We start from the raw sequence: 22,600 nt of genomic DNA, 5'->3' as shown, positions 1-22,600 counted from the left end.
TCCCTCATTCCCTTCTAACTGACTCTCCCGCTTGGACTCAGTGCTTCGCGTACCCAGGCATTGTTGTCATAGGATAATTCCCGGAGGCGAAGGCGTTCCTTTGATTTCGGTCCGTTATTGCGGATGATTTCTTTGAAGCGGCTCCAATCTGGCTGTTTATAGACCCAAAGCTCCTGTTCTTCGTCGTAATACATGGTCTCATCAGGAAGCGTGAGTCCCAAAGACAGCATCCGCGGTACATATTTGGTGAAGAAGTCCTGACGGAGCTGTTCATTTGTTTTGGTCCTGATTTTATATTTAATGGTGATATCCTGTTTCGAGGAGCCGGTTGTTTTTGCATCAGCCGGTCCGAAAAACATCAGAAGTGCTTCCCACCAACGGTTGATTGCATCCTGTACGAGAGCTTTTTGCTCATCTGTTCCTTCTGCGAGTGCCATGATGATCGCTTCACCATGCTGTGCGTGGAAGACTTCTTCCGCACAGATCCTTTTCAGTGCACGTGCATAAGGACCATACGATGCCCCCAGCATATTTGTCTGCGAGATGATGGCAGCACCATCCACGAGCCAGCCGATCAATCCTGCATCCCCCCATGTCGGGGCTTCCATGTGGAAAACATTATGAAACTTCAAATCTCCTGAAAATAAATCCCTCATGATATGTTCCCTTGTTTTTCCATAAGGCTTCATCAGGTCTTCTGCCACGCGGAGCAGGAGCTGGCCATGGCCCATCTCATCTTGAACCTTGGCCATGATGCCGAGTTTCCTGCGAAGGGATGGGGCTTTCGGGACCCATTCCTTTTCCGGGAGCGCACCCATGATTTCACTGATCCCGTGCATCGAAATCAATTTGATCAACGCATTCCGATATTCATCCGGCATCCAATCATCGGCCTCGATCTTTTCATCATTTTCGATTTTCTTCATAAAGCGTGCCATATGCTCTTCTTCTGTCATCTGCAGACTCATTGCACTGCCTCCTTTATCACACTGTTTTCACGAAGATTGACTAACATGTAATAGGTTTATTGGACAAAATTTTTTATGGGAGAATCGCTTCTTCCCGAAGATCGACGATTCGAATGGCCTTTCCTTCCGATCGCGGTATTTCCTTGGGCGCCCTGACGTTTACATCCATGGATACAAGGCATCCGTTCTTCATTACCCTTTTTACTTTCGATGTTAATTCACGGACTTTATCATGCTCGATATTACCCGAAATTCCGGCGAAGAAATCCGAACTGATTTCAACTTGAAGCTCTACTGTATCCAGGGCTCCCTTTTTCTTTAGGTGCACCTGATAATGTGGAGCGAGTTCTTTCAGCTCAAGGAGATGATGCTCCATTTCTGAAGGGAAAACATTCACACCCCTGATGATCAGCATGTCGTCCGCCCGTCCCTTCACTCTCGACATCTTGACGGTCGTTCTGCCGCAAGAGCATGTGCCATGCTGAATCGAAGCAATGTCACCCGTCCTGTACCGGATGATCGGGAACGCTTCTTTCGTCAAGCTGGTAAATACCAGTTCACCCGTTTCCCCATCAGGCACCTGTTCCAAAGTGTCGGGATGAATGACTTCCACAAGAAAATGATCCTCTGCTATATGAAGCCCGTCCTGCGCTTCAGGGCATTCCATGCCAACACCGGGACCGATTACTTCGCTCAATCCATAAATATCGCAGGCTTTTATACCAAGGATCTCCTCGAGTGTCTGCTTCATCTTATTGGACCACGGTTCTGCACCGAAAATCCCAACCTCTAATGAAAGTGAAGCCGGGTCTTTACCCTGGGCTTCAATCGTCTCTGCCAGGTTCAGCACATAAGAAGGCGTTCCGCATATAACGGAAGGCTTAAAGTCCTCAATCAGGGTGATCTGTCTATCGATATTGCCGCCCGATACAGGCACAGTGATCATCCCGAGTTTTTCACTGCCGTAGTGAAGACCAAGTCCACCGGTGAACAATCCATATCCATATGCATTGTGTAATACGCTTCCTGGTTTTCCTCCAGCCATCGCGATTGCCCTGGCTACAATATCCCCCCACATATCAATGTCGTTTTGGGTGTAGCCGACGACCGTAGGCTTACCGCTCGTACCGGAAGAAGCGTGGACTCTCACCATCTCCTCCTGCTCCACTGCGAACATTCCAAATGGATAGTGATCACGCAAGTCCTTCTTTGTTGTAAGCGGTAACATTTTTAAGTCTTCTAAAGATCGGATATCGTCTGGATGCAGGTTTCTTTGTTCGAAGTGATTTCGGTAAAAAGGTACGGAGTGGTAAACTAAGCTGGCTGTTTTTTGAAGTCGTTCTAGTTGAAGGCTTTCCATTTGATCTCGACTTGCGGTTTCAATCTCATGCAAAATCAATATCTATGCCCCCTTTTACATCAGCATTATATAAATCTATATTTATATAACGTTATTTAACCGTATATTAAAATATGTGTTATATTCAACTACTCAAAAGATAACGTCTTTACGGGAAATTGTCAATATATTTTCAGAAAATTTAAAACACACAACATGCTGAGCCGGTTAAGAGTCAACCTAGGATTAAATGATGTTGTCGATTGAACTGATTCTTGGGATGTTGCTGATATATGTGCGACATCTGAAAAATAAGGGCGAACTACTGATTTCCCGACAAAATCCGGCACTCCCTCCTCTTCTCCATAACAAAAAGTGCCCCCTTCTCAAAGGGAGCACTTTACATATATTATTAAAACAATTTCGTCGTCCAAGATTCACAGTTCCACACTTCAGTCGCCACATCATTATAAAATTCAGGTTCGTGGCTGATCAATAGAACAGTGCCTTTGTATTCCTTCAACGCGCGCTTCAACTCTTCTTTCGCTTCGACGTCCAGATGGTTGGTCGGCTCGTCAAAGACGAGAACGTTGCTTTCTTTATTCATCAACTTACATAGGCGGACCTTCGCTTTTTCCCCGCCGCTCAGCACTTCGACCTTGCTTTCGATGTGCTTTGTCGTCAGGCCGCATTTTGCAAGGGCCGCACGCACTTCAGCCTGATTGAAGGACGGGAACTCATTCCACACTTCCTCGATACAGGTGTTGTAGTTCTGGGTTTTGATTTCCTGTTCGAAGTAGCCGATATGCAGGTAATCCCCTAGTTCGACTGAACCCGAGATCGGACGGATTTCTCCTAAAATACTTCTTAGTAAGGTTGTCTTCCCGATTCCGTTTGCACCTGATAGGGCAATCTTCTGTCCGCGTTCCATTTTTAAATTGAGCGGCTTAGAAAGCGGTGTATCATAGCCGATGACAAGGTCCTTCGTTTCAAAAATGACACGGCCGGCCGTTCTCGCCATTTTGAAATTGAATTCAGGCTTCGGCTTTTCGGCTGCCAATTCGATGACGTCCATTTTATCCAGTTTTTTCTGACGGGACATGGCCATGTTACGTGTGGAGACCCGTGCTTTGTTGCGCGCCACGAAATCCTTCAGATCCTTCATTTCCTGCTGCTGCTTTTTATAAGCGGCTTCAAGCTGCTGCTTCTTCATCTCGTGGACTTTTTTGAATTCGTGGTAATCCCCGGCATAGCGGTTCAATTCCTGATTTTCCATATGGTAGATCAGATTGATGACGCTATTCAAGAATGGGATATCATGCGAGATCAGGATAAACGCATTTTCATATTCCTGAAGATATCTCTTCAACCATTCGATATGCTGTTCATCAAGGTAGTTGGTCGGCTCATCCAGAAGTAAAATGTCCGGCTTTTCGAGTAAAAGCTTAGCCAGCAGGACCTTTGTTCTTTGTCCTCCGCTCAAGTCGTGGACATCCTTGTCCAAACCGATATCATCGAGGCCAAGCCCGCGCCCGATTTCTTCCACCTTCGCATCGATGATATAGAAGTCATTATTCGTCAATGCGTCTTGAAGGGTGCCCGTCTCCTCAAGCAGTTCTTCAAGCTCTTCCGGGGACGCATCCCCCATTTTTCCAAATAGTTCGTTCATTTCAGCTTCCATGTCAAACAGGTACTGAAACGCCGTCTTCAATACATCACGGATCGTCATACCCTGCTTCAGCTGGGCATGCTGATCAAGATAACCGATGCGGATGCGCTTTGCCCATTCCACTTTTCCTTCATCCGGCTCTAGCTTACCCGTGATGATGTTCATGAAGGTTGATTTCCCTTCACCATTTGCCCCGATTAAGCCGATGTGCTCCCCCTTCAGCAAGCGGAAAGAGACATCGTTGAAAATTGCACGGTCACCGAAACCGTGGGTCAGGTTCTTAACAGATAATAAACTCATATATGATTACACCTTTTCTATATAAACTAATGGTTTTCTTAACACACACTCTCTCTATTATAAAGGTCATGGCTTATAGAAGATAGAGGAAAATCGTTACTTGCACAATGTGATTGTCGGATCATCCAATGGCATCCGCTACACAATAATCTGAAGGGTCAAGTTCCGTTTCTTCCCCCATCACCAGCTTGGCAAGTTCGGAGCCAAGATACGGCCCTGCCGTCAAGCCGGAAGCCCCGAGGCCGTTGGCAGTGAATGCCCCGTCGAGGCCCGGGACCGCTCCGAATACAGGCAGGAACCCTGGAGTGAACGGACGGAAGCCCACTCTTGTCTCTGCAACCGTACTGTTTTCGATGCCCGGGGCGACTTCGATCGCTTTGTGGAGGACTTCATATACACCTCCGGCTGTCACCCTGAAGTCAAAGCCTGCTTCATCTTCATGGGTAGCTCCTGCAACCACTTTTCCGCCGGGAAAGCCAAGAAGGTATTGGCTGCCAGGCGGTATGACAACCGGCCACTGGCTGCTGTCCGCCTGCGGCACTTCCAAGTGAAGGATCTGTGCTTTTTGTGAAGACACTTTAAAATCAATGCCCGCCTCCCTGAACAATTCCTTCGCCCAAACCCCTGCCGTGACGATGACTGTATCGGATTGAATGATTTCTTCTCCTATCCTCACTCCGGTTACAAGGTCATTTGCCACTAAGATTTTGGCATCTCCGTATCGGAAGTCCGCGCCATTTTTTTCAGCAGCGCTTATAAGAGCATTTCGCAGGGCCCTTCCGTCCACCCTTGCCGCTCCGCTGACATGTACAGATGCAAAATCTTCTGCCAGAAGAGGAAATCGTTCTTTCGTTTCCGCTGCAGTCAACTTCGTTATGTCTCCCATTTCAGGAGCATCCCCTCGCCGCTTCACCGCTCGTTCAATCATCTTGTCGAGCTTCTGATCGTCGGTGTGAAGGCTGATGGCCCCTACCCGCCGATAACCGGTTTCGGTTTCACCAAGTGCTTCCAACTCTTCTATCAATTGAGGATAGTACTTCGCTCCGCCTTTTACAAGGCGGTACCACACCTTATTTCGCCTTTGGGACAGCCATGGACATACGATACCTGCTGCCGCTTCTGTTGCCTGACCGCGGTCCTGTCTGTCTATGAGTGTAACCCTTGCCCCTTTTTTACTGAGATGATAGGCTGTTGATGCGCCGAGAATGCCAGCGCCGATGACAATGATATGTTTCATTACAAACACCTTTTCCGTTCATATTTTCTTACTCATTCTTTTTATTTTACAAGAGAAAGTGAACGGAAACAATTTACGTGATGACTGGTTTTGCAAGCGTTTCACCGAAAGAATACAATATTTGTATTTTCGAAATTTATTGACAAGTCGTTTCGTTTCATGATAAAACTTGAATAACCTAATATTGAACAAGCTTTGAAGGAAACTAGTAGCGAACATTTCCCTGTTTAAGAGAGCCGATGGATGGTGCGAATCGGTACATAAATGCTTTAGCGAATTTCGATTCTGGAGCTTCTTTTGACGTGATCAAAAGACGGCGCAGCCGTTATTTTATTCGAGTGGTGAGAACATTTTCTCATAACTAGGGTGGTACCGCGATATTCAATCGTCCCTACAAATTGTAGGGGCGATTTTTTTATGTTTAAAGCGGAAAAAATACAAACAGAAAGGAGATTGAATATGAGTCAACGTGAACAATGGTCATCAAAACTTGGTTTTATCCTGGCAGCAGCCGGTTCTGCAATCGGACTGGGGGCCATCTGGAAATTCCCTTATACCGCAGGTCAAAATGGAGGCGGAGCATTTTTCCTGATCTTTATTCTATTTACTTTACTACTCGGACTTCCATTACTGCTTGCAGAATTCTCGATCGGGCGGACAGCCCAAAGCAATGCGGTTGATTCGTACAAAAAAATAGCCCCCGGCACCAAATGGCACTGGGTGGGCATACTTGGGATGATTACATCCTTCATCCTTTTATCCTTCTACAGTGTCGTTGGAGGGTGGATCGTCGTTTATTTATACAAAGCGGTGACAGGTCAGATGAGCGGACTCACCTCCGAGCAATACGGAGAGCTTTTCGGAGCTACGATTTCAAATCCGGGCTTGAGCGTATTTTTTCAATTCCTCTTTATCCTGATGACGATCCTTGTCGTTGCCAAAGGGGTTCAGGAGGGAATCGAACGGGCAAGTAAAATCATGATGCCTGCACTTTTTGTGCTATTCATCATTCTTGTCCTCAGGGCAGTGACACTTGACGGCGCAATGGAAGGGATCATATTCCTGCTTGAGCCCGATTTTTCAAAAGTAACATCGCAAACGATATTGGAAGCGATGGGACAATCCTTTTTCACACTGAGCGTCGGGGTTTCGGTCATGGTGACCTACAGCTCTTACCTGCCGAAGGATCAAAGCCTTCCCCGCTCAGCCGGCTCCATTGTAGCGATGAACATCTTTATCGTTCTTCTGGCTGGACTTGCCGTTTTTCCGGCAGTGTTCTCATTCGGACTTGAGCCTGGTGCAGGGCCTGTCCTATTATTCAATGTTCTGCCGACCATCTTTAATCAGCTGCCATTCGGAATGCTGTTCTTTATCGCATTTCTAATATTGTTCTTGTTTGCAGCTCTGACATCCGCCTTTTCGATGCTGGAAATCATCGTTTCCGTCATTTCAAAAGGGGATCCTGCACGACGCAAGAAATGGTCGTGGATCATCGGACTGGCTATTTTCGCTTTCGGTGTTCCTTCTGCATTATCTTATGGGGTACTCGGCGATGTCATCATTTTCGGAAAAACGATTTTCGATTTGGCTGATTTTACAGTGAGCAATGTACTGCTGCCGATCGGTTCCCTGCTTATAGCCTTATTCATCCCGATCAAGATGAAGAAGACGGCTCTTTTTGAAGAGCTGAAGCGCGGGAGCGGATTAAAGAGAGGATTATTTGAAACATGGTATTTCCTCATCCGTTTCATCGCTCCGATATTGATCATTGCCGTCATGCTTGATGTGCTTGGAATCTTGTAGAAAGAAAACGCGGACCTCCATCTGAGAGGTCCGCGTTTTTCATTTACATCCCATACTTCATGATCACACCGCAAGCCAGCCGCTTCCCCGCATCTCCGGAAGGCTGGGATCTATAATCATCTGGATTCTGATGGATGATGACTCCCTTCCCGATGACATCCTCCACTTTGAATCTGTTCGTAAAGAAAGACATTTTGGTGTAGCCGTCGTTGGAGAACAGGACCGGAAAATCGCCCGCGTGATTGCCGTGCGGCTGATTATCTGGATTCCAATGCCCGCCTGCAGATTGAAAAGGTTCTTCCTTATCTCCGACTTCACATACTCCTTTTTCATGAAGGTGAAATCCATGCGGCCCGACAGGCTTTTTATCCCCGCTTCCCTTTTGATACTGCGGAAGCCCATGCACCTCTATGAATACTTCTACTCCATTCGGGACTTCCCGAAAGAAGACATATCCGTTCAACTTGGGAGCGAGCGGTCCTCCCTGGATCATGGCATAAGCCATCGCTGGCATATTTCTATAAGGATAGTATGAATAGGCAGGATAGCCGTATTGGTAATAATTCATCGTGCCTCCTCCTTCACTGTGTCCTTCATAACCACTTTATGAAAGAAAATAGACGTTCATACCAATTCATTCAAACGTTTGTTTAAACTCCTCCGGGCCATTGGTATCAACCGTTTCAGAATTAAACAAACGTTTGTTTAAATTTTTGGGATCAGCAGGGTATATCCATACGAAACAACCGATGGTTTAATTTTCCTATTACAAAATACACTGGAAATCTCGTCCGAAAAATGTTATATTTTCTGAAACTTCAGATTTTTCCTCAATGTAAAATACCATTTTCAGGAGGGATTGATATGCAAGGTGAAATCAGGTTAATTCCATATTTCATGGATGAAATGGTGGCTGATACGAATGAAATTCCCAAAGGCATTGATTTAATCCAAGCTCCAAGCCTATGGAAAAATGGTTATAAAGGAAATGGAATAACGGTTGCGGTTCTTGATACAGGTTGTGATGTAAACCATCCGGACCTGAAAGGCAAGGTAAAAGGTTATCGAAATTTCACGGATGATGACGGAGGTGCAGAGGATAATGTGACAGACTACAGCGGTCACGGAACGCATGTGGCAGGTACGATCGCTGCGAATGAAGATGGTCAGGGCGTGATCGGCGTCGCTCCTCTTGCTGAGCTGCTTGTCATAAAGGTCCTGGCAGGAAGCCGTGGAAGCGGGAAATACGATTGGATTGTTAACGGCATCCAGTACGCAATCGACCAAGGCGCAGATATCATCTCCATGTCACTAGGAGGACCTTCCGATTATGAACCTTTGCATAAAGTGATCCAAAGAGCTGTCGATGCCAACATTTTAGTCGTATGTGCAGCTGGAAATGAAGGAGATTCCAACAGCTCGACAGACGAATTCTCATATCCTGCCTCTTATAATGAGGTCATCTCAGTCGGTTCGATCGACCTTCAAAGAAATTCTTCCTACTTCACCAATTCGAACAACGAAGTAGACCTGGTTGCACCCGGTGAAAAAATATTATCCACCATCCCTGGTGACAAATTCGCCAAGCTCAGCGGAACATCCATGGCAGCTCCACACGTGTCCGGTGCCCTTGCCCTTATCAAACAGTTTGAGCAGGAGTCCTTTGCACGGGACTTATCTGAATCAGAAATATATGCCCAGCTGATAAAAAGGACCGTTCCACTGAACTTTCCAAAAACGCTTGAAGGGAACGGCCTGCTGTATTTGACCGCCCCTGACCTCTTGAAGGAACATATACGGAATCAGCCCTTGGCTCATATTGGATAAGAAAAGCAGAGGCGGCTTACCCAGCCCCGACAAGCATAAGATGAATGGGCCGGGAAGGCGTTTTTTGCCTTCTTGAACCATTTAGCTTATGACCTCGAGGGGCTAGCCGCCGGAGCTGGACAATAGAAAGGCGGAAGGGCTTCGTTCAGAGGCGGGTGGCATAAGACGAACCGGACTGGAAGGCGTTCTTTGCCTTCTTGGCCGGTTTGGCTTATGACATGTGCCTCTAAGCCCTGCAGCTGGACAATCTTCGAAGTGAAATTTCTTGAACCCCAAAACAGGACCGCCGGTTGGCGGTCCTGTTTGTTGTAAGAATTATCATTATTCGTAGAACTATTGAAGTCTGCTTTCAACCTGCTGACATACTTCATCCGCGCTTAGTCCGCTTGCTTCGATGACAGACCCTTGTGTGGCTGCATTCTGGATGCCCATCACGTTTGAGTCGATTCCTGTTACAACGCAGCAGTCACACCCTTGTGCATCTGTTTCCTGCTTAAGCTCTACAACATCATGTCCTTTTTCACGTAATGCCTGAACAACATTTTGTAATGATTCTTCAACACCAATTCTTCTTCCCATCTCAAACTACCTCCAATTTTTATCAAGCTCCGGCGGACGCCCGCCTCCGCTTTCATATTTCTAACATTAGGATTTTCCTTCCGCGAAAAAGATATTCATCAAACTTCTGAAGATTTTTTGCGTTAATATTGCCGCTGTTGCTGGACAAGACCTTTATTGGATAGCTAGGTTCATTATCCAGAGGAAATATTTCATTAATTAAAACTAGATATTTATTGGAGGAAAATTGAATGATTGTTCTCGGCACTGACATAAAGCCCAGAGTGGATTGGAGCAGAAGGTGTTTGACTCCGACGGGAAATAGAGGAAAGGTCGAGACCCCGCAGGAGCGCCAGCGACGAGGAGGCTCGACTTCCTCCCCGCGGAAAGCAAATGCCTGCAGCGGAAAGGAACGTTCTAAGATATTAAACCAAACATGTTTAGAAACGCTCATTCAAGACAAAATAACGAAGAGTGTTCAAATCCAATTGGATATGTTTACTCACAAGCTCACGTGGGTAAATAGTCTATATAAACAACTAATCAAAAGGGTGGTAACATAATGGATGCAAAGAAAAAAGAATTAATCGATGGTTTAAATGAAGATTTAGCAAATGAATATGCGGCAGTTATTCTGTATACTAACTACGCTGCGGTAGTCAGCGGTTTATATCGTCAAATATTGAAGCCTTTCTTCGAAGAGGAAATTCCTGATGAGCAGGGGCACGCTTTATACTTAGCAGAAAAAATAAAAACGTTAGGCGGAGAGCCAACAACGACTCCTGCCCCTGTCAAGCAGACAGACGACGTGAAGGAAATGCTTGAAGAAGGCCGTAAAGCGGAAGCAGATACAATCGAACGCTATAAAAAACGTAAAGAACAGGCTGATGAACTTGGATTGACTGAGCTTGTCATCAAGCTAGAGGACATGATTGCGGATGAAACGCATCACCTTGAGGAATTCGACCGTCTGTTAAAAGATCCTTCTTTCAACTAACCTAAAAAAGACCGCTATGAGCGGTCTTTTTTATATTTGTTTTACTTTATGACGTTAAATGGCGTCCATTCATCAGGCAGCAGCGCTCTATACTTCTGAGTTAAATATCGGTCATCTATCAATCGTAAAACACCTGTATCGCCTTCTGAGCGGATCAGCCTTCCACCTGATTGAAACACCTTGTTCAGACCAGGATATACATACGCATAATCAAACCCATTCTTACCGTTCTCTTCGTAGAATTCTTTCATCATTTCCTGTTCCAATCCCGGTTGCGGCAGTCCGACACCGACTATGACGACACCATTCAATCGGTCTCCTTTCAAATCGATCCCTTCAGAAAAAATCCCTCCCAACACGGCCAGTCCAAGCACACGTCTTTCCGCATCAGCCTGAAAGCATTGGAGAAATGCTTCTCTTTCTTCTTCCTTCATATTCGCTTCCTGTATGAGATAATCGGCTTCCAGTGAATGCTCCATCAACTCATCATATGCTTCCCTCATATAAGCGTATGAAGAAAAGAACACAAGGAAATGACCTGGATTATTTGTGAAAGCATCGGCAATCGATTGGACGATCCGCGGCAATGTCCGTGCTCTATCCTTGAAACGAGTGGATATAGGTTGGACTTCCACCTTCCATTGTTCTTTTTCGAAAGGGGAAGGAATCAGGAATCGATAGTCCCCTTCACTTCCTCCCAACTGCTGGTAGTAATACGAAAATGGATGCAGGGTGGCTGAAAAGAAGATGGAGGAATGATAGGGCTTCGTCACACCGGCTAACAACCTGGAAGGATCGATGCAAAAGAGTCTCACAGTCAATTCCTTTCCGGATGAATCAAGGACGAATCGGTGCTCGTCTGAGTAGAGCCTGGATATTCGGACAAAGTGCAGGGAATCAAAATATAATTGCAGGAAGCTCTGTGACCACTCTTGCCCCTGCTCACCCAGACATTTCTCGGCGGTTTCTACAAAAGCTTCAATTACCGCTGTAAGTTCCTGATTATTTTCTGTTTTCCATTCCCCTTGGCCAGTCATTTCTTTTTTCATTGAAAGGAAATGCTTGTTAACAGCGTTGATGCTCTTTTTTAGAGCATCATGCGCTCCTTGAAGATTTTTCACCTCCAGGAAAGAGGATTTGGTTAATGAAGCTGAAAACATCTCTCTTCCCCTGTTGACCAGATTATGCGCTTCATCAATCAATAACACCGTCTTTTTTTTGCTTTCCTCACCTAATCTCTTTAAGGAGACTTTCGGGTCGAAGACATAGTTATAATCGCAGATCACTCCGTCGACTAAATAGGAGAGGTCAATCGAAAATTCGAAGGGACATACCCTATGTTTCACTGCATATCGTTCGATAACCTCCCGGGTCATAACTGTTTCATGGCTGAGGATATCGATAAGGGCCCCGTTAATACGATCATAATAGCCATTTGCATACTCACAATACTCTTTTTGACAGTTGGTTTCGTCTTTGAAACAGATTTTATCTTTTGCCGTGATCGTGACCGAGGTTTGATGGAGACCTTGTTCTTCGAGCAGCCCCAATGTCTCCTCAGCCACCGTTCTCGTGATCGTTTTTGCCGTAAGATAGAACCACTTCTCCGGACCTTCACCTCTCATTCCTTTCAACGCCGGAAAAAGGGTGGATATGGTCTTTCCAGTGCCGGTAGGTGCATTCGCATAAAGTGATTTTTCTTCGGTGATGGTTTTATAGACCGCACCGGCAAGCTGCTTCTGCCCTTTTCTGAAAGACGGGTACGGGAATGAAACTTTAGAAATGCTATCCTGGAATTCTTTTCGATTTTTCAGGATCACCTTGGCAAAAGGGGTAAAGGCAAGAAGTGTGCTTCGTACGATGTCTTCCAGGTCTATGATGGAGTACGTTTTTTCAAGAACCTTCACTTGTTCTGTGTCAATTTGAATATAAGTCAGCTGCACATCGATGAAGTCCAGTTTTTTCTCTTTTGCCAGCAGATAAGCATAGCACTCAGCCTGGGCCCAGTGAACACGCGCACCTTTATCGATATCAGACAGGTTTTTTGCAGTGGATTTGATTTCATCAATCTTTACGTTCTCATCATCATATAGAATCCCGTCGCAGCGTCCTTCCAAGACGAATGAGATTTCCCCGGATACGATTTCCCCCTTCAGGAATACCTCTTTTTCATCCCCCTCTTTATAACCTTTTTGCAAGAGCTGATGCAGCCTCGTTCCGATCGTCATCGAAGAACGGGCTTGGAATTTCAAGTCGATGCTTCCTTCTTTATAAACGAATTCAACCAGTTCCCTGACAGACACCTTCACTTTTTCCACAAAGTCTCACCACGACCTTCACTAAAAAATACTTCTAACTTGTTGGGACAACTCATATCGTTGATAGTAGACTAATTTCTGAATCGAACGGAGGATAATAGAATGAAAGTAAGATTCGCCTTTTACTGCATCGGACTCATATGTCTTTCTTTCGGAGTCTCTCTCATCATTAAAGGAAACCTGGGAGCAGCTCCATGGGATGCACTGGCCGTAGGGGAGTCTTACTTATTTCATCTCAGTATCGGGACATGCATCTTCATTAATGGCTGCATACTCATCGTCATCAATGCGATATTACTGAGAGAACGGATTCAATGGCTGGCGGCTTTATCCATATTCATCATCGGGATGATGGTGGACTTCTGGATTACGAACGGCCTTTTACACCTGGAGCCCACCAGCTTCATCCAGCAGCTTTCTTTCGTCATCACAGGTATATTGATCCTCGGCATCGGCATCGCCATTTATATGCAGGCCAAACTCCCCTCAAGCCCGATGGATACGTTCATGATCGCGATTCACATGCGCTTTGGCCTCAACCTTCGCAATGCCCGTCTGCTCAACGAGGCAATAGCCATCACACTTGCCATGGTCTTTCATGGAGCGGTCGGCATCGGAACCGTCATCGTCGCCTGCACCCTCGGATTCATCATTCATTTCTTCTATCCTATCATGGAACATATGTACGGTAAATGGGCTTCTTAAAAGCGGAGGCGGCTCGACCAGACCCGACAAGCATAAGGTGGGAATACCGGAAAGGCGCTTTTTGCCTTTTTGGTATTCCCATCTTATGACCTCGAGCCTCTAAGCCGCCGGAGCTGGACGATCATAAACCCGCCTTCATAAAACATAAAAAAACACCTAGCCCCTCTAAGTGTTTTCCCCTACATCACATTCTCTTGTAATCCTTCATCCGACGTTTCTTTCTGGATTGGCAGGTGAATGGTGACGCAAGTACCTTCATTGACTTTACTATCGTAGTGCACGTCTCCGTCCAATGCCTCGATGATTCTTTTGAACACACTTGTCCCCAGGCCCGTTCCACGAGCTTTCGTAGTATAAAAAAGGGTTCCAATACGGGAAAGTTCATCCTTTGTCATCCCTATACCAGTGTCTTGGATGGTAATGATGCCCCGACCTCTCTTCACTTCCATGCTTACATTGACCCTGCCCTGGGCGGGTGTAGCTTCAATCGCGTTTTTGATGACATTTACAAACGCCTGTTTAAGTTTGTTTCGATCAGTATGTATATAACCATTTTCTTTAAAGCTGCCTTCTAGGAAGACACCATCTTTTAGCGCATATGCATTCATCAACATCGTCACATCAGCCAGGACCTCACGTACATTTACCTTTTCCACTTTTTCAAACTCAGGTTTCGCAAAGTTCAGGTAATCATTGATGATTTCTTCTGCCCTTCCAAGTTCACCAAGCACGATGGTAAGGTATTCATGATGGTCGCCTTTTACCTGCTTTTTCATTAACTGAAGGAACCCTTTTACGACTGTTAATGGATTTCTCACTTCATGCGCAATCGATGCAGCCAGTTCCCCGATTGTGTTAAGTTTTTCTGATTTTATGATTTCTTCTCTCATCATACTTTTTTCGATCATCCATTCATTCAAGCGCGCGGCCAGCCCCACGCCCAGGACCTGGATTCCGCCGAATATCAGGACATAGGTCAACATTTCGGTATTCCCGGTCATCGGCACCCCGCGCATAAGTGCAAATGTTATCAGGATTCCAAGCATGACAAAGGCTGGCCAGAACCCGAGGAGTACAGCAAAGGAGATTCTTTTCTTCGGGGGATAGGTCCAGAATTTATTTGATATGAGAAAAGGCAGGATCCCGGCTAAAAATACACTGACAAAGCCAAACAAGAGGGCATCCCCGCCGTTGAGGATCCTTGCTGCCAATATAAATACAATGACGATCAGGCCTGATTTCCTCCCGCCATAAAGCATGGACAAAACCAAAGGGATATAGCGAAAATCCCAAAACAGACCAAAACTTTCATAGGCAAAAATCATACAAGTAAAAGCTGCAATACCATGCAGAATCCCGATAAAAACAGGTGACTTCCCTAATCGATGTTGTTCTAATAAAGAGGTCTGAATCAATATTGGAGCTAAAATAATCAATACATGCAGTAATAATTTCTCAATAATCATTGATTAAACTCCCAGGAACAATTATTTAGAATCAGTACTATACTCATACGACATTCGCCGATGGTAATCCTCTTTTTTGTCGACATATAAATGAAAAAGTCGTTTCCTTAGGAGCTTGTTCCTATTACAAATGAGCAAAAAAAACGCCTTTCCAGGGCGTTTAAACAGGGACTATCTTTGTCTATCGAAAGAATAGTCCCCTACCTTTTAAGTTATCAGCTTACTTTACCCTTAAACTTTAATTCGGCTGGTTTTAAGTGGTTGTAATCCCCAGAAAGGATTTTTTCGATATCTTTAATGCTGTCCTGTACGGAAACCCGTTCCCCTTTGAGGCGTGTGAATTCTTCTGCAACATGAAACGGCTGACTGAGATACGCTTCTAGTCTTTCCCCAATGGTGTAAAGCTCAAGATCCGCTTCAGGTATTTTATCTTTTCCGAGAGAATTTAATAAGACCCGAATCTCTTTATAGCGCCTCAGCAGTTTTTTCGCTTTGCGATTTGCAGACGTATGGCTATCTTCCAGACTTTCTTCCTCCACTAATAAAGAGGTGGACTGAACTGGATGGATTGCGGGATAGATTCCGCGGCTTGCCAAGTCGATATCGAAATAACACATCGTATCCAGAGGGCCATAAGGATCATCTTCATCCACTGCCGTCCCGCTCGGATCGAATAATATCGTGGTTATATCAGGGAAGCCCCCCGCTTCAAATCGCTCTCTCATTTCATAGAGATCTCCGGAAACCACAAATGAGCGGTCCACCTGTAATATGACCTTTTCTTTTTCATCCCTTAAAGAAACTTCAGCGAATGCATCCTCGATTGAATGCACCTTCGCATCCACAAAGCCTTCAAGATCACTCAACCCTATGAATTCCTGATCCGGTGTCAGCAAGATGGTTTCGAAACCCTTTTCTTTTAAATTTTGAGTGATTTCCGCCAATACGACCAATTGGCCGACCTGTGCTCTTGCAACAAACCCGTTGATTCCGCCTTTCACTATTGGAGCAAATAAATCAATTGATTTAATTCCCGTTTCAATCATACGTAATCTTCCTCCTTGAATAATTAATTCATCCAGAGAACAATTGGCGAGATTAGCCAAAGTGACCAACGTTCTCACTTCTGCGCGTCCGACCGATATTTTACCGGTACAAAGATTTGAAACTGTTGCGGGTCTCAGGCCTACTGCTTTTGCGGCAGTGGTCAAATTAGGGACCCGGCGGCGAAGCAATGAAACATTCAATGATAAATTATCTTGCATATGAAAGCGCCTCCTTACTTTATAGAGTAATATATATTACGCTTAAAAACAATAAAAGTTTCTCTTAAAAGTAATTATTTTACTCCAAAGAGAAAAAACTCCTTAGAATAGTCACAATTACTTATCATTCTCTCACTTTCATTTAGGAATGTTCTGCGGTGACCGTTCTTTTACGCGAAAAAGTGGACGTCACCTACTCTGTTTAACAGAGTGAAAAAATTAATCCGAAAACCATTCATGTCCTGTCCCCTCGCATAATACATATTAAGGAAGAAGAATTCACCCGAACTACTCTGATAAAGGATGACTGTCAATGAACTACCTTAAACCCAGCCACTCCCAACCAAAGCGGACCAAACCATTATTGTTGATTTCACTTATCCTTTTTACAGGAGCTTTCTTCAGCCTTGCCTACTTCCTGCCGCCAGACCAGGGACAACCCCATCCATTCTTTGAAAACGGACAAAACAAACCGCTTGTGATTGCCCACCAAGGAGGCAAGCTTCTGGCGCCGGGTAATACAATTGAAGCCTTTCAAAATGCTGAAGATCTTGGCGTTGATGTAATTGAAACAGATATACATATCACCAGGGACGGACATCTGGTGACCATTCATGATCCTACGGTTGATGCCACTACGGACGGGACGGGATATGTGGCTGATTACTCATTAAAGGAACTGCAGCGGTTAGACGCAGGCTATGCGTTTCAGGATGCCGGCGGGGAATATCCATATCGGGGACGGGGTGTTTATATCCCTACGCTTGAAGAAGTATTTCAGCGTTTTCCTCAAATGAAAATAAACATCGAAATCAAAGATGACAATCCGCGTGAAAGATTGGATGAAATCATTAATGAATTGATGGAACTGATTGAGGAATATGGTATGGAGAATAACATCCTCATCGCATCTTTCGATCAGACCATCATCGATCGTTTCCTGAAACGATCTGAAGGTCGTGTTGCTGTCCAGGGCGGAACACAAGAGGTGAAGAAATTTGTTATTCTGCACAAGCTTTTCTTAAGGAATCTTTACAAACCGAAAGTTGACGCATTTCAGCTGCCGCTGCTAAAAGGAGAAGTTGACTTAACGGATCCGCGGCTGATCGACGGTGCTCATCGCTTAAATCTACCTGTTCATTATTGGACAGTGAATGATCAACAAACGATGAAACGATTGATTCATGCTGGTGCTGACGGAATCATAACGGACCGTCCCGACCTTCTTTTGGACCTGCTGGAGAATAAGTGAAATGGGTCGGTGCCGGTGGTTCATGGTTTCTATTAAAAGTATGTATGTGCTCAGACTTCAACAGATTCTTGAGCGTATACAAGTCATTTATCATACTTGTACAATAACATTGCACATCCAATAGTACTTTGTACCTATATAAGATTCCCCAATAGTCTGTTAGGGTGAAGGTAAGTCAAATCAACGAAAGTAGAATAATGATGACAGTAAATGTGTTTTTAGATGATTATCGACACTGTCCCCAAGGTTACATTCTAGCGAAAGACATTGATGAATGTATCGACCTGCTCGAGAGATATGCTATCTCTCATCTTTCATTGGATCATGACTTGGAATGCAAAACGAGAAATGGACTCATGCTTGTACATTACATGGTTAAACATCAATTGTTCGCTGATTCCATTACAATTCACTCGGCAAACTCTGTTGCCGGGAAACAAATGTTCAGGTTTTTGAAAGAGGCTCAGAATCAAAATTTAATGCCCCGGACGATCCGTGTTTCATTACGGCCGTTACCTCTTAGATAATTTCATATATAAGAACTGTTCCTTGAGAGCAGTTCTTTTTTGGTTTGGCACTATTGAACACCGCAGCCGTATTCCGCTCAACACTTCCGATGCCTTACTCCACTCAGGTCACTCAGGTTTCCTACCGTATATTTTTTCAACCGTTTTTCTTTTCCCATTCATTTTCTTTATAATGTAAAAAAGAGATATTTTCCAGAAAGGGTAGTAGTCTATGAATTTCCTTAAAAAGTTCAGGTTTGCGGGTGGAAGGATCGCTAAGACCGGGATCGCGGTTTTTCTGACGGCTTTTGTCTGCGAACTGTTAAATTGGCCGGCCATGTTTGCAGTCATTACGGCCATTGTGACAATAGAGCCGACTGCAGCCGATTCAATTAAAAAAGCGTTTATACGATTTCCTGCATCTGCACTCGGTGCCTTATTTGCTGTAATCATCTCTCCTTTACTGGGAGATCACGCAATTACGTACGCTCTCGTTGCGATTCTGACGATCATAACCTGTCATAAGCTGCGTCTGGATGCCGGAATACTTGTTGCCACGTTGACTGGAATCGCCATGATTCCGACGATTCATGACCATTACATAGCAACATTCTTCACTAGACTCGGAACGACCAGTTTGGGGCTGATTGTTTCCACCTTGGTGAATCTCTGGATCTTGCCACCGAAATATTCCCCGATAATCAGCAGGAATATCCATGACTTATATGTGAAGACAGGCAATTTATTAGAAAAAAGAGGAATTGAAGTCCTTCATAGCCACTCTTTACATCGTGAAACGAAATTGATCTTTAATGACATCACGCGTGAAATTGATAAAACGAATATCCTTTGTGAGTATGAGAAAGAGGAAATGAAGCTTCACCGCTCAAGCCGCAAAGAGCTGCGGAACCACCATTATCAATTCAAGAAGCTCAACCTTTTGAGGCAAATCCATTTTCATATCGGTAATCTCATTTATCTCCCGGTCCAAAACGAATCTTTCACTCAACAAGAGAAGGATAAGATTCTTCAGGCTGTTCAGTCTCTTAAGGCCATCCTGCATCATCCTTCTTACGACATGCAGGAGGGGCATTTCATCCTGATGAAGGATCTGCTTCAAGAATTCTGGGAAGAACACGATGACCTGCACAGCAAGCCCTTCCAATCAATTAGGCATCATTTTTCATGCGAGACTGTTTTGCTTTACGAACTGCTATCAATTCATGATTTGTTAGAAGAATTAAATGAACTGCATGTACTTGATAAGCAGCATGAAAACGTCCTGGAAAAAACATTACAAACGTAAAAGGCTCGCTAGGGTTCTTTCTCCCCCAAGCGAGCCTTTTCTTCGTATTACTTATTCTTTTAACGCTCTCCCTGCAAGCATGGATATGACCATGTCATCCATCGGGGGATTATGGAGGCCGGCTCTCACATCCCGGTAGTAACGCTGCATCGGGTTTGACCTGAACAGACTTCTTGCACCGACGATCCTCATGGCAGTGTCCACAATCTGAAAAGCGCTGTTCGTTACGATATGCTTTACAGAAGCCAGTTCCGCTGCCATTCCTGCCCGTTTATCCGGTTCTTTCACCCATCGATCGGCAGTTGAGTAAAGAATCTGCCTTGCTTTAAAAAGCTCCAATTCGATTTCTCCGATTTTCCTTTGGACCTCTGGAACATCCTTTATTGGCCCCGGCAGGCTGTTAGGTGAATACTCCTTAGCGAATCGGATGGCTTCATTCCTGGCGGCAATCGCCACACCAATATAGCAGGCGGGAATATGCAGGAGCCAGGCTTTTGGAAGTTCATCCACGGTGTCAGCTTTGTCGCTGTCACGTTCGACTAAGGCCCTGGCAGGAAGAGAGACATCATGAAGGACGAGGTCATCACTCCCGGTCCCTTTCATCGAAATGGTATCCCACGTCTCTTCAATCGTTACTCCCTCCAGGGAATGGTCAACCAAAAAGAATCCCTTCTCTCCTGAATCCCCTATCCGTGCCGATACTAAAGAATAATCCAACGCTTTAGCCATCGAAGTGAATGTTTTACGGCCTGTTAATACCCATCCCTCACCGGATTTCACTGCTTTTGTTTCAGGGAGTCCTCCGCGTGTCGGGCTTCCTGTAGCCGGTTCTGTTGCCGCCCGGTTCAACAGCGCATGATCTTCCACGATTTTGGTGCAGAGGCTTTTGAATTCTTCTTCCTTCCATGGACGATTTTCTGTAAGTTCCATCAACCCGCCTAAATGCCATCCAATCGATAGTGAAGTCGCTGCATCACCTGTGGCCAGTCTCTCCTGAAGCATCACAAGTTCATACAAGCTGATCTCTTCCCCCCCATATTCCTTCGGTACAGATAATGACACATAACCCGCTTTCTTTAAATCAGAGAAATTTTCAAAAGGGAACGCTTCTTCCCGATCAAACCTTTCAGCACGTTTTGAGAACGAATCTGCGAGCTTCCCTGTTGATTCAAGCAATTTCCGCTGACGTTCATTTTGAAGATATGGTTCATATAAATCCATTTGGATCCTCCTTCGATCAACAGTCACTTACTTCTATGATAATCAATCTTTTTTTACGACTCAAAGATTTTGTCCGACTAAACCAATCAGAATAGATTAAGATTCATTCCGATATTATTATGTTATCTATCGTTTATTCTTCCTTAAAACCATTCTTATGTATGCTGTTTTTCGCATAGAGACCGACTGGATTGTTTTTATACACAAAAAACCTGCTGCGTCGAATAGCATGCAGCAGGTTCTTTTCCTTATTTAAGAAGCACTTTCTTCTTTTTCTACTTTATATTCCTGTTCCCAATACTCAGCGTTTTTGATACCAAGTTTTGTGGAGTTGAAGACTGGATCAAGACCCTGTTTCTTCTGTTCTTCGTAATCTTTCAGAGCAAGAAGAGCAGGTTTAGCAAGGATCAGGATGGCAATCAAGTTCAGCCATACCATGATTCCAAGACCGATGTCCCCAAGAGCCCAGGCAAGAGCAGCTTCTTTGACAGCTCCGTAGAACGTGACTCCAAGCAGGACAAATTTAAGCACGAAAATGGCCGGTTTGGCGTTCTTGCCTTTTAATAAATACGCCACATTGGTTTCAGCCATATAGTAGTACGCCATGATCGTTGTAAAAGCAAAGAAGAATAAGGCAACTGCTACGAATCCAGCACCGAATCCCGGAATGACCGATTCAATCGCAGCCTGTGTATAAGCAGGACCCGCCTCCACACCTTCCAAGTTCGTAACGATCGGTGTTCCATCAGGTTTTTCTACATTGTAAGCACCAGTGAATAGAATCATGAATGCCGTAGCAGAACATACTAGCAACGTATCAATATAAACCGAAGATGCCTGCACCAAACCTTGTTTCGCAGGGTGGGAAACTTCAGCTGCCGCTGCATGGTGAGGTCCTGTACCTTGACCAGCTTCGTTGGAGTAAACCCCACGTTTTACACCCCAAGCAATCGCGCTTCCGATGATTCCACCGAATGCTGCGTCGGCACCAAATGCGCTGCTGAAAATAAGTGAAATGACAGCAGGAATCTCTCCAATGTTCATCCCAACGATTACTAAAGCCAAAAGGATATACGCAATTGCCATGAAAGGAACGACATAGGAAGCTACTCCGGCAATTCTCTTGACTCCCCCGAAGATGATCACGGCAAGAAGAACCACTAGTCCGATACCTGTCACAGACGTATTGAGACCAAATGCATTCTCAAGCCCAAGCGCGATGGAATTCGATTGAATCCCCGGCATTAACACACCGATTGCAAGCAGAGTGGCCAACGAGAATAATACCGCATACCATTTCCAGCCGATCCCTTTTTCGATATAATAAGCCGGCCCCCCTCGGTACTCGCCATCTTGCTTTACTTTGTAAATCTGTGCCAGGGTTGATTCGATAAAGGCACTGCTCGCCCCGATAAATGCGATGGTCCACATCCAGAATACCGCACCCGGTCCACCGAACGCGATGGCAGTTGCTGTTCCTGCGATATTCCCCGTTCCTACACGGCCTGACAGCGAAAGTGCCAGGGACTGGAATGAGGATACCCCTGATTTAGAGCTGCTCCCCCTGAACATCTGCACTACCATGTCCTTAATGAGTCGCACCTGTAAAAACCTTGTTAAGATAGAAAATAAAAGACCTACACCTAAACAAAAGTAAATCATGACGGGTGACCAGAGAATGCCCACCAATTTGCCTACAAATTCTTCCACAGTGTTTCCCCCTTTTCTCCTAAAAATTATCTAACTATTAAGAATTATATTTTATTTGACACAAATTAGACAATCTTTTTTTATCCGTGGAAAAGCCGTTATACGTAAAAATCCTTATTTGACAAGACCCGGCCTGTATAAAAAAATTTTTGG

Annotated in this window: 18 protein-coding genes and 1 other annotated feature; of the genes, 7 read left to right on the top strand and 11 right to left on the bottom strand. The window is 44.9% G+C overall.

Annotation, left to right across the window (positions count from 1 at the left end; all coding sequences use genetic code 11):
* Positions 1–14: 14 nt before the first annotated feature.
* The 4 genes from paaA to ACUXV2_RS00750 form a co-directional block, all read right to left on the bottom strand.
* Positions 15–968 carry a 1,2-phenylacetyl-CoA epoxidase subunit PaaA gene (gene paaA, locus ACUXV2_RS00765; RefSeq protein WP_446245166.1) on the bottom strand — a complete coding sequence of 318 codons (954 nt, stop codon included), beginning with the start codon at positions 966–968 and terminating at the stop codon, positions 15–17.
* Between the two features lie 73 nt (positions 969–1,041).
* Positions 1,042–2,367 (bottom strand): phenylacetate--CoA ligase family protein, encoded by a 1,326-nt coding sequence (locus tag ACUXV2_RS00760; RefSeq protein WP_446245165.1) that lies wholly within the window; start codon positions 2,365–2,367, stop codon positions 1,042–1,044.
* A gap of 352 nt (positions 2,368–2,719) precedes the next feature.
* Entirely contained in the window at positions 2,720–4,276 is a 1,557-nt protein-coding gene (locus ACUXV2_RS00755; protein WP_446245164.1) for an ABC-F family ATP-binding cassette domain-containing protein, read from the bottom strand.
* Positions 4,277–4,397: 121 nt separating this feature from the next.
* Positions 4,398–5,513: an NAD(P)/FAD-dependent oxidoreductase gene (locus ACUXV2_RS00750; protein WP_446245163.1), complete on the bottom strand. Its 1,116-nt coding sequence runs from the start codon at positions 5,511–5,513 to the stop codon at positions 4,398–4,400.
* A gap of 186 nt (positions 5,514–5,699) precedes the next feature.
* Positions 5,700–5,909, top strand: a binding site (T-box leader).
* A 63-nt stretch (positions 5,910–5,972) separates the two neighbouring features.
* Between ACUXV2_RS00750 and ACUXV2_RS00745 the strand changes: the two genes are divergently transcribed.
* Positions 5,973–7,316 (top strand): sodium-dependent transporter, encoded by a 1,344-nt coding sequence (locus ACUXV2_RS00745; protein ID WP_446245162.1) that lies wholly within the window; start codon positions 5,973–5,975, stop codon positions 7,314–7,316.
* 43 nt (positions 7,317–7,359) lie between these two features.
* Here ACUXV2_RS00745 and ACUXV2_RS00740 read toward each other — a convergent pair whose 3' ends face one another.
* Positions 7,360–7,884 (bottom strand): superoxide dismutase family protein, encoded by a 525-nt coding sequence (locus tag ACUXV2_RS00740; RefSeq protein ID WP_446245161.1) that lies wholly within the window; start codon positions 7,882–7,884, stop codon positions 7,360–7,362.
* 296 nt (positions 7,885–8,180) lie between these two features.
* Between ACUXV2_RS00740 and ACUXV2_RS00735 the strand changes: the two genes are divergently transcribed.
* On the top strand, positions 8,181–9,143 hold the full coding sequence (locus ACUXV2_RS00735; RefSeq protein WP_446245160.1) for a S8 family peptidase: 963 nt from the start codon (positions 8,181–8,183) through the stop codon (positions 9,141–9,143).
* Positions 9,144–9,476: 333 nt separating this feature from the next.
* Here ACUXV2_RS00735 and ACUXV2_RS00730 read toward each other — a convergent pair whose 3' ends face one another.
* Positions 9,477–9,722, bottom strand: coding sequence for a YkuS family protein (locus ACUXV2_RS00730; protein ID WP_446245159.1), 246 nt, complete (start codon positions 9,720–9,722; stop codon positions 9,477–9,479).
* Positions 9,723–10,263: 541 nt separating this feature from the next.
* Here ACUXV2_RS00730 and ACUXV2_RS00725 point away from each other — a divergent pair.
* Positions 10,264–10,698, top strand: coding sequence for a ferritin-like domain-containing protein (locus ACUXV2_RS00725; RefSeq protein WP_446245158.1), 435 nt, complete (start codon positions 10,264–10,266; stop codon positions 10,696–10,698).
* 41 nt (positions 10,699–10,739) lie between these two features.
* On the opposite strand, the gene ACUXV2_RS00720 is transcribed toward ACUXV2_RS00725, so the two are convergent.
* Positions 10,740–13,016 (bottom strand): helicase C-terminal domain-containing protein, encoded by a 2,277-nt coding sequence (locus ACUXV2_RS00720; RefSeq protein ID WP_446245157.1) that lies wholly within the window; start codon positions 13,014–13,016, stop codon positions 10,740–10,742.
* A gap of 102 nt (positions 13,017–13,118) precedes the next feature.
* Here ACUXV2_RS00720 and ACUXV2_RS00715 point away from each other — a divergent pair, with 102 nt between their 5' ends.
* Positions 13,119–13,721: a YczE/YyaS/YitT family protein gene (locus ACUXV2_RS00715; RefSeq protein WP_446245156.1), complete on the top strand. Its 603-nt coding sequence runs from the start codon at positions 13,119–13,121 to the stop codon at positions 13,719–13,721.
* Positions 13,722–13,900: 179 nt separating this feature from the next.
* Here the strand turns inward: ACUXV2_RS00715 and ACUXV2_RS00710 are convergent, their stop codons facing one another.
* Positions 13,901–15,187 (bottom strand): ATP-binding protein, encoded by a 1,287-nt coding sequence (locus ACUXV2_RS00710; protein WP_446245155.1) that lies wholly within the window; start codon positions 15,185–15,187, stop codon positions 13,901–13,903.
* Between the two features lie 215 nt (positions 15,188–15,402).
* Positions 15,403–16,452, bottom strand: coding sequence for a hypothetical protein (locus ACUXV2_RS00705; RefSeq protein WP_446245154.1), 1,050 nt, complete (start codon positions 16,450–16,452; stop codon positions 15,403–15,405).
* Positions 16,453–16,765: 313 nt separating this feature from the next.
* Here ACUXV2_RS00705 and ACUXV2_RS00700 point away from each other — a divergent pair, with 313 nt between their 5' ends.
* From ACUXV2_RS00700 to ACUXV2_RS00690, 3 genes are all read left to right on the top strand, one after another.
* Positions 16,766–17,704 carry a glycerophosphodiester phosphodiesterase gene (locus tag ACUXV2_RS00700; RefSeq protein ID WP_446245153.1) on the top strand — a complete coding sequence of 313 codons (939 nt, stop codon included), beginning with the start codon at positions 16,766–16,768 and terminating at the stop codon, positions 17,702–17,704.
* Positions 17,705–17,904: 200 nt separating this feature from the next.
* On the top strand, positions 17,905–18,231 hold the full coding sequence (locus tag ACUXV2_RS00695; protein ID WP_446245152.1) for a cyclic-phosphate processing receiver domain-containing protein: 327 nt from the start codon (positions 17,905–17,907) through the stop codon (positions 18,229–18,231).
* 211 nt (positions 18,232–18,442) lie between these two features.
* Positions 18,443–19,516, top strand: coding sequence for an aromatic acid exporter family protein (locus ACUXV2_RS00690; RefSeq protein WP_446245151.1), 1,074 nt, complete (start codon positions 18,443–18,445; stop codon positions 19,514–19,516).
* Between the two features lie 51 nt (positions 19,517–19,567).
* Here ACUXV2_RS00690 and ACUXV2_RS00685 read toward each other — a convergent pair whose 3' ends face one another.
* Entirely contained in the window at positions 19,568–20,737 is a 1,170-nt protein-coding gene (locus tag ACUXV2_RS00685; RefSeq protein WP_446245150.1) for an acyl-CoA dehydrogenase family protein, read from the bottom strand.
* 252 nt (positions 20,738–20,989) lie between these two features.
* Positions 20,990–22,447 carry an alanine/glycine:cation symporter family protein gene (locus tag ACUXV2_RS00680; protein ID WP_446245149.1) on the bottom strand — a complete coding sequence of 486 codons (1,458 nt, stop codon included), beginning with the start codon at positions 22,445–22,447 and terminating at the stop codon, positions 20,990–20,992.
* Between the last annotated feature and the right edge of the window lie 153 nt (positions 22,448–22,600).

It is taken from the genome of Rossellomorea sp. NS-SX7, assembly GCF_052828565.1.
Note: the sequence above shows the minus strand (reverse complement) of the source record. Positions and strands in the feature narration are given on the sequence as shown.

Excerpts from the sequence above, each read along its gene's own strand:
- paaA (WP_446245166.1), bottom strand. The coding sequence starts at position 968 with ATGAGTCTGCAGATGACAGAAGAAGAGCATATGGCACGCTTTATGAAG.
- ACUXV2_RS00755 (WP_446245164.1), bottom strand. The coding sequence starts at position 4,276 with ATGAGTTTATTATCTGTTAAGAACCTGACCCACGGTTTCGGTGACCGT.
- ACUXV2_RS00750 (WP_446245163.1), bottom strand. The coding sequence starts at position 5,513 with ATGAAACATATCATTGTCATCGGCGCTGGCATTCTCGGCGCATCAACA.
- ACUXV2_RS00745 (WP_446245162.1), top strand. The coding sequence starts at position 5,973 with ATGAGTCAACGTGAACAATGGTCATCAAAACTTGGTTTTATCCTGGCA.
- ACUXV2_RS00740 (WP_446245161.1), bottom strand. The coding sequence starts at position 7,884 with ATGAATTATTACCAATACGGCTATCCTGCCTATTCATACTATCCTTAT.
- ACUXV2_RS00735 (WP_446245160.1), top strand. The coding sequence starts at position 8,181 with ATGCAAGGTGAAATCAGGTTAATTCCATATTTCATGGATGAAATGGTG.
- ACUXV2_RS00730 (WP_446245159.1), bottom strand. The coding sequence starts at position 9,722 with ATGGGAAGAAGAATTGGTGTTGAAGAATCATTACAAAATGTTGTTCAG.
- ACUXV2_RS00725 (WP_446245158.1), top strand. The coding sequence starts at position 10,264 with ATGGATGCAAAGAAAAAAGAATTAATCGATGGTTTAAATGAAGATTTA.
- ACUXV2_RS00715 (WP_446245156.1), top strand. The coding sequence starts at position 13,119 with ATGAAAGTAAGATTCGCCTTTTACTGCATCGGACTCATATGTCTTTCT.
- ACUXV2_RS00710 (WP_446245155.1), bottom strand. The coding sequence starts at position 15,187 with ATGATTATTGAGAAATTATTACTGCATGTATTGATTATTTTAGCTCCA.
- ACUXV2_RS00705 (WP_446245154.1), bottom strand. The coding sequence starts at position 16,452 with ATGCAAGATAATTTATCATTGAATGTTTCATTGCTTCGCCGCCGGGTC.
- ACUXV2_RS00700 (WP_446245153.1), top strand. The coding sequence starts at position 16,766 with ATGAACTACCTTAAACCCAGCCACTCCCAACCAAAGCGGACCAAACCA.
- ACUXV2_RS00695 (WP_446245152.1), top strand. The coding sequence starts at position 17,905 with ATGACAGTAAATGTGTTTTTAGATGATTATCGACACTGTCCCCAAGGT.
- ACUXV2_RS00690 (WP_446245151.1), top strand. The coding sequence starts at position 18,443 with ATGAATTTCCTTAAAAAGTTCAGGTTTGCGGGTGGAAGGATCGCTAAG.
- ACUXV2_RS00685 (WP_446245150.1), bottom strand. The coding sequence starts at position 20,737 with ATGGATTTATATGAACCATATCTTCAAAATGAACGTCAGCGGAAATTG.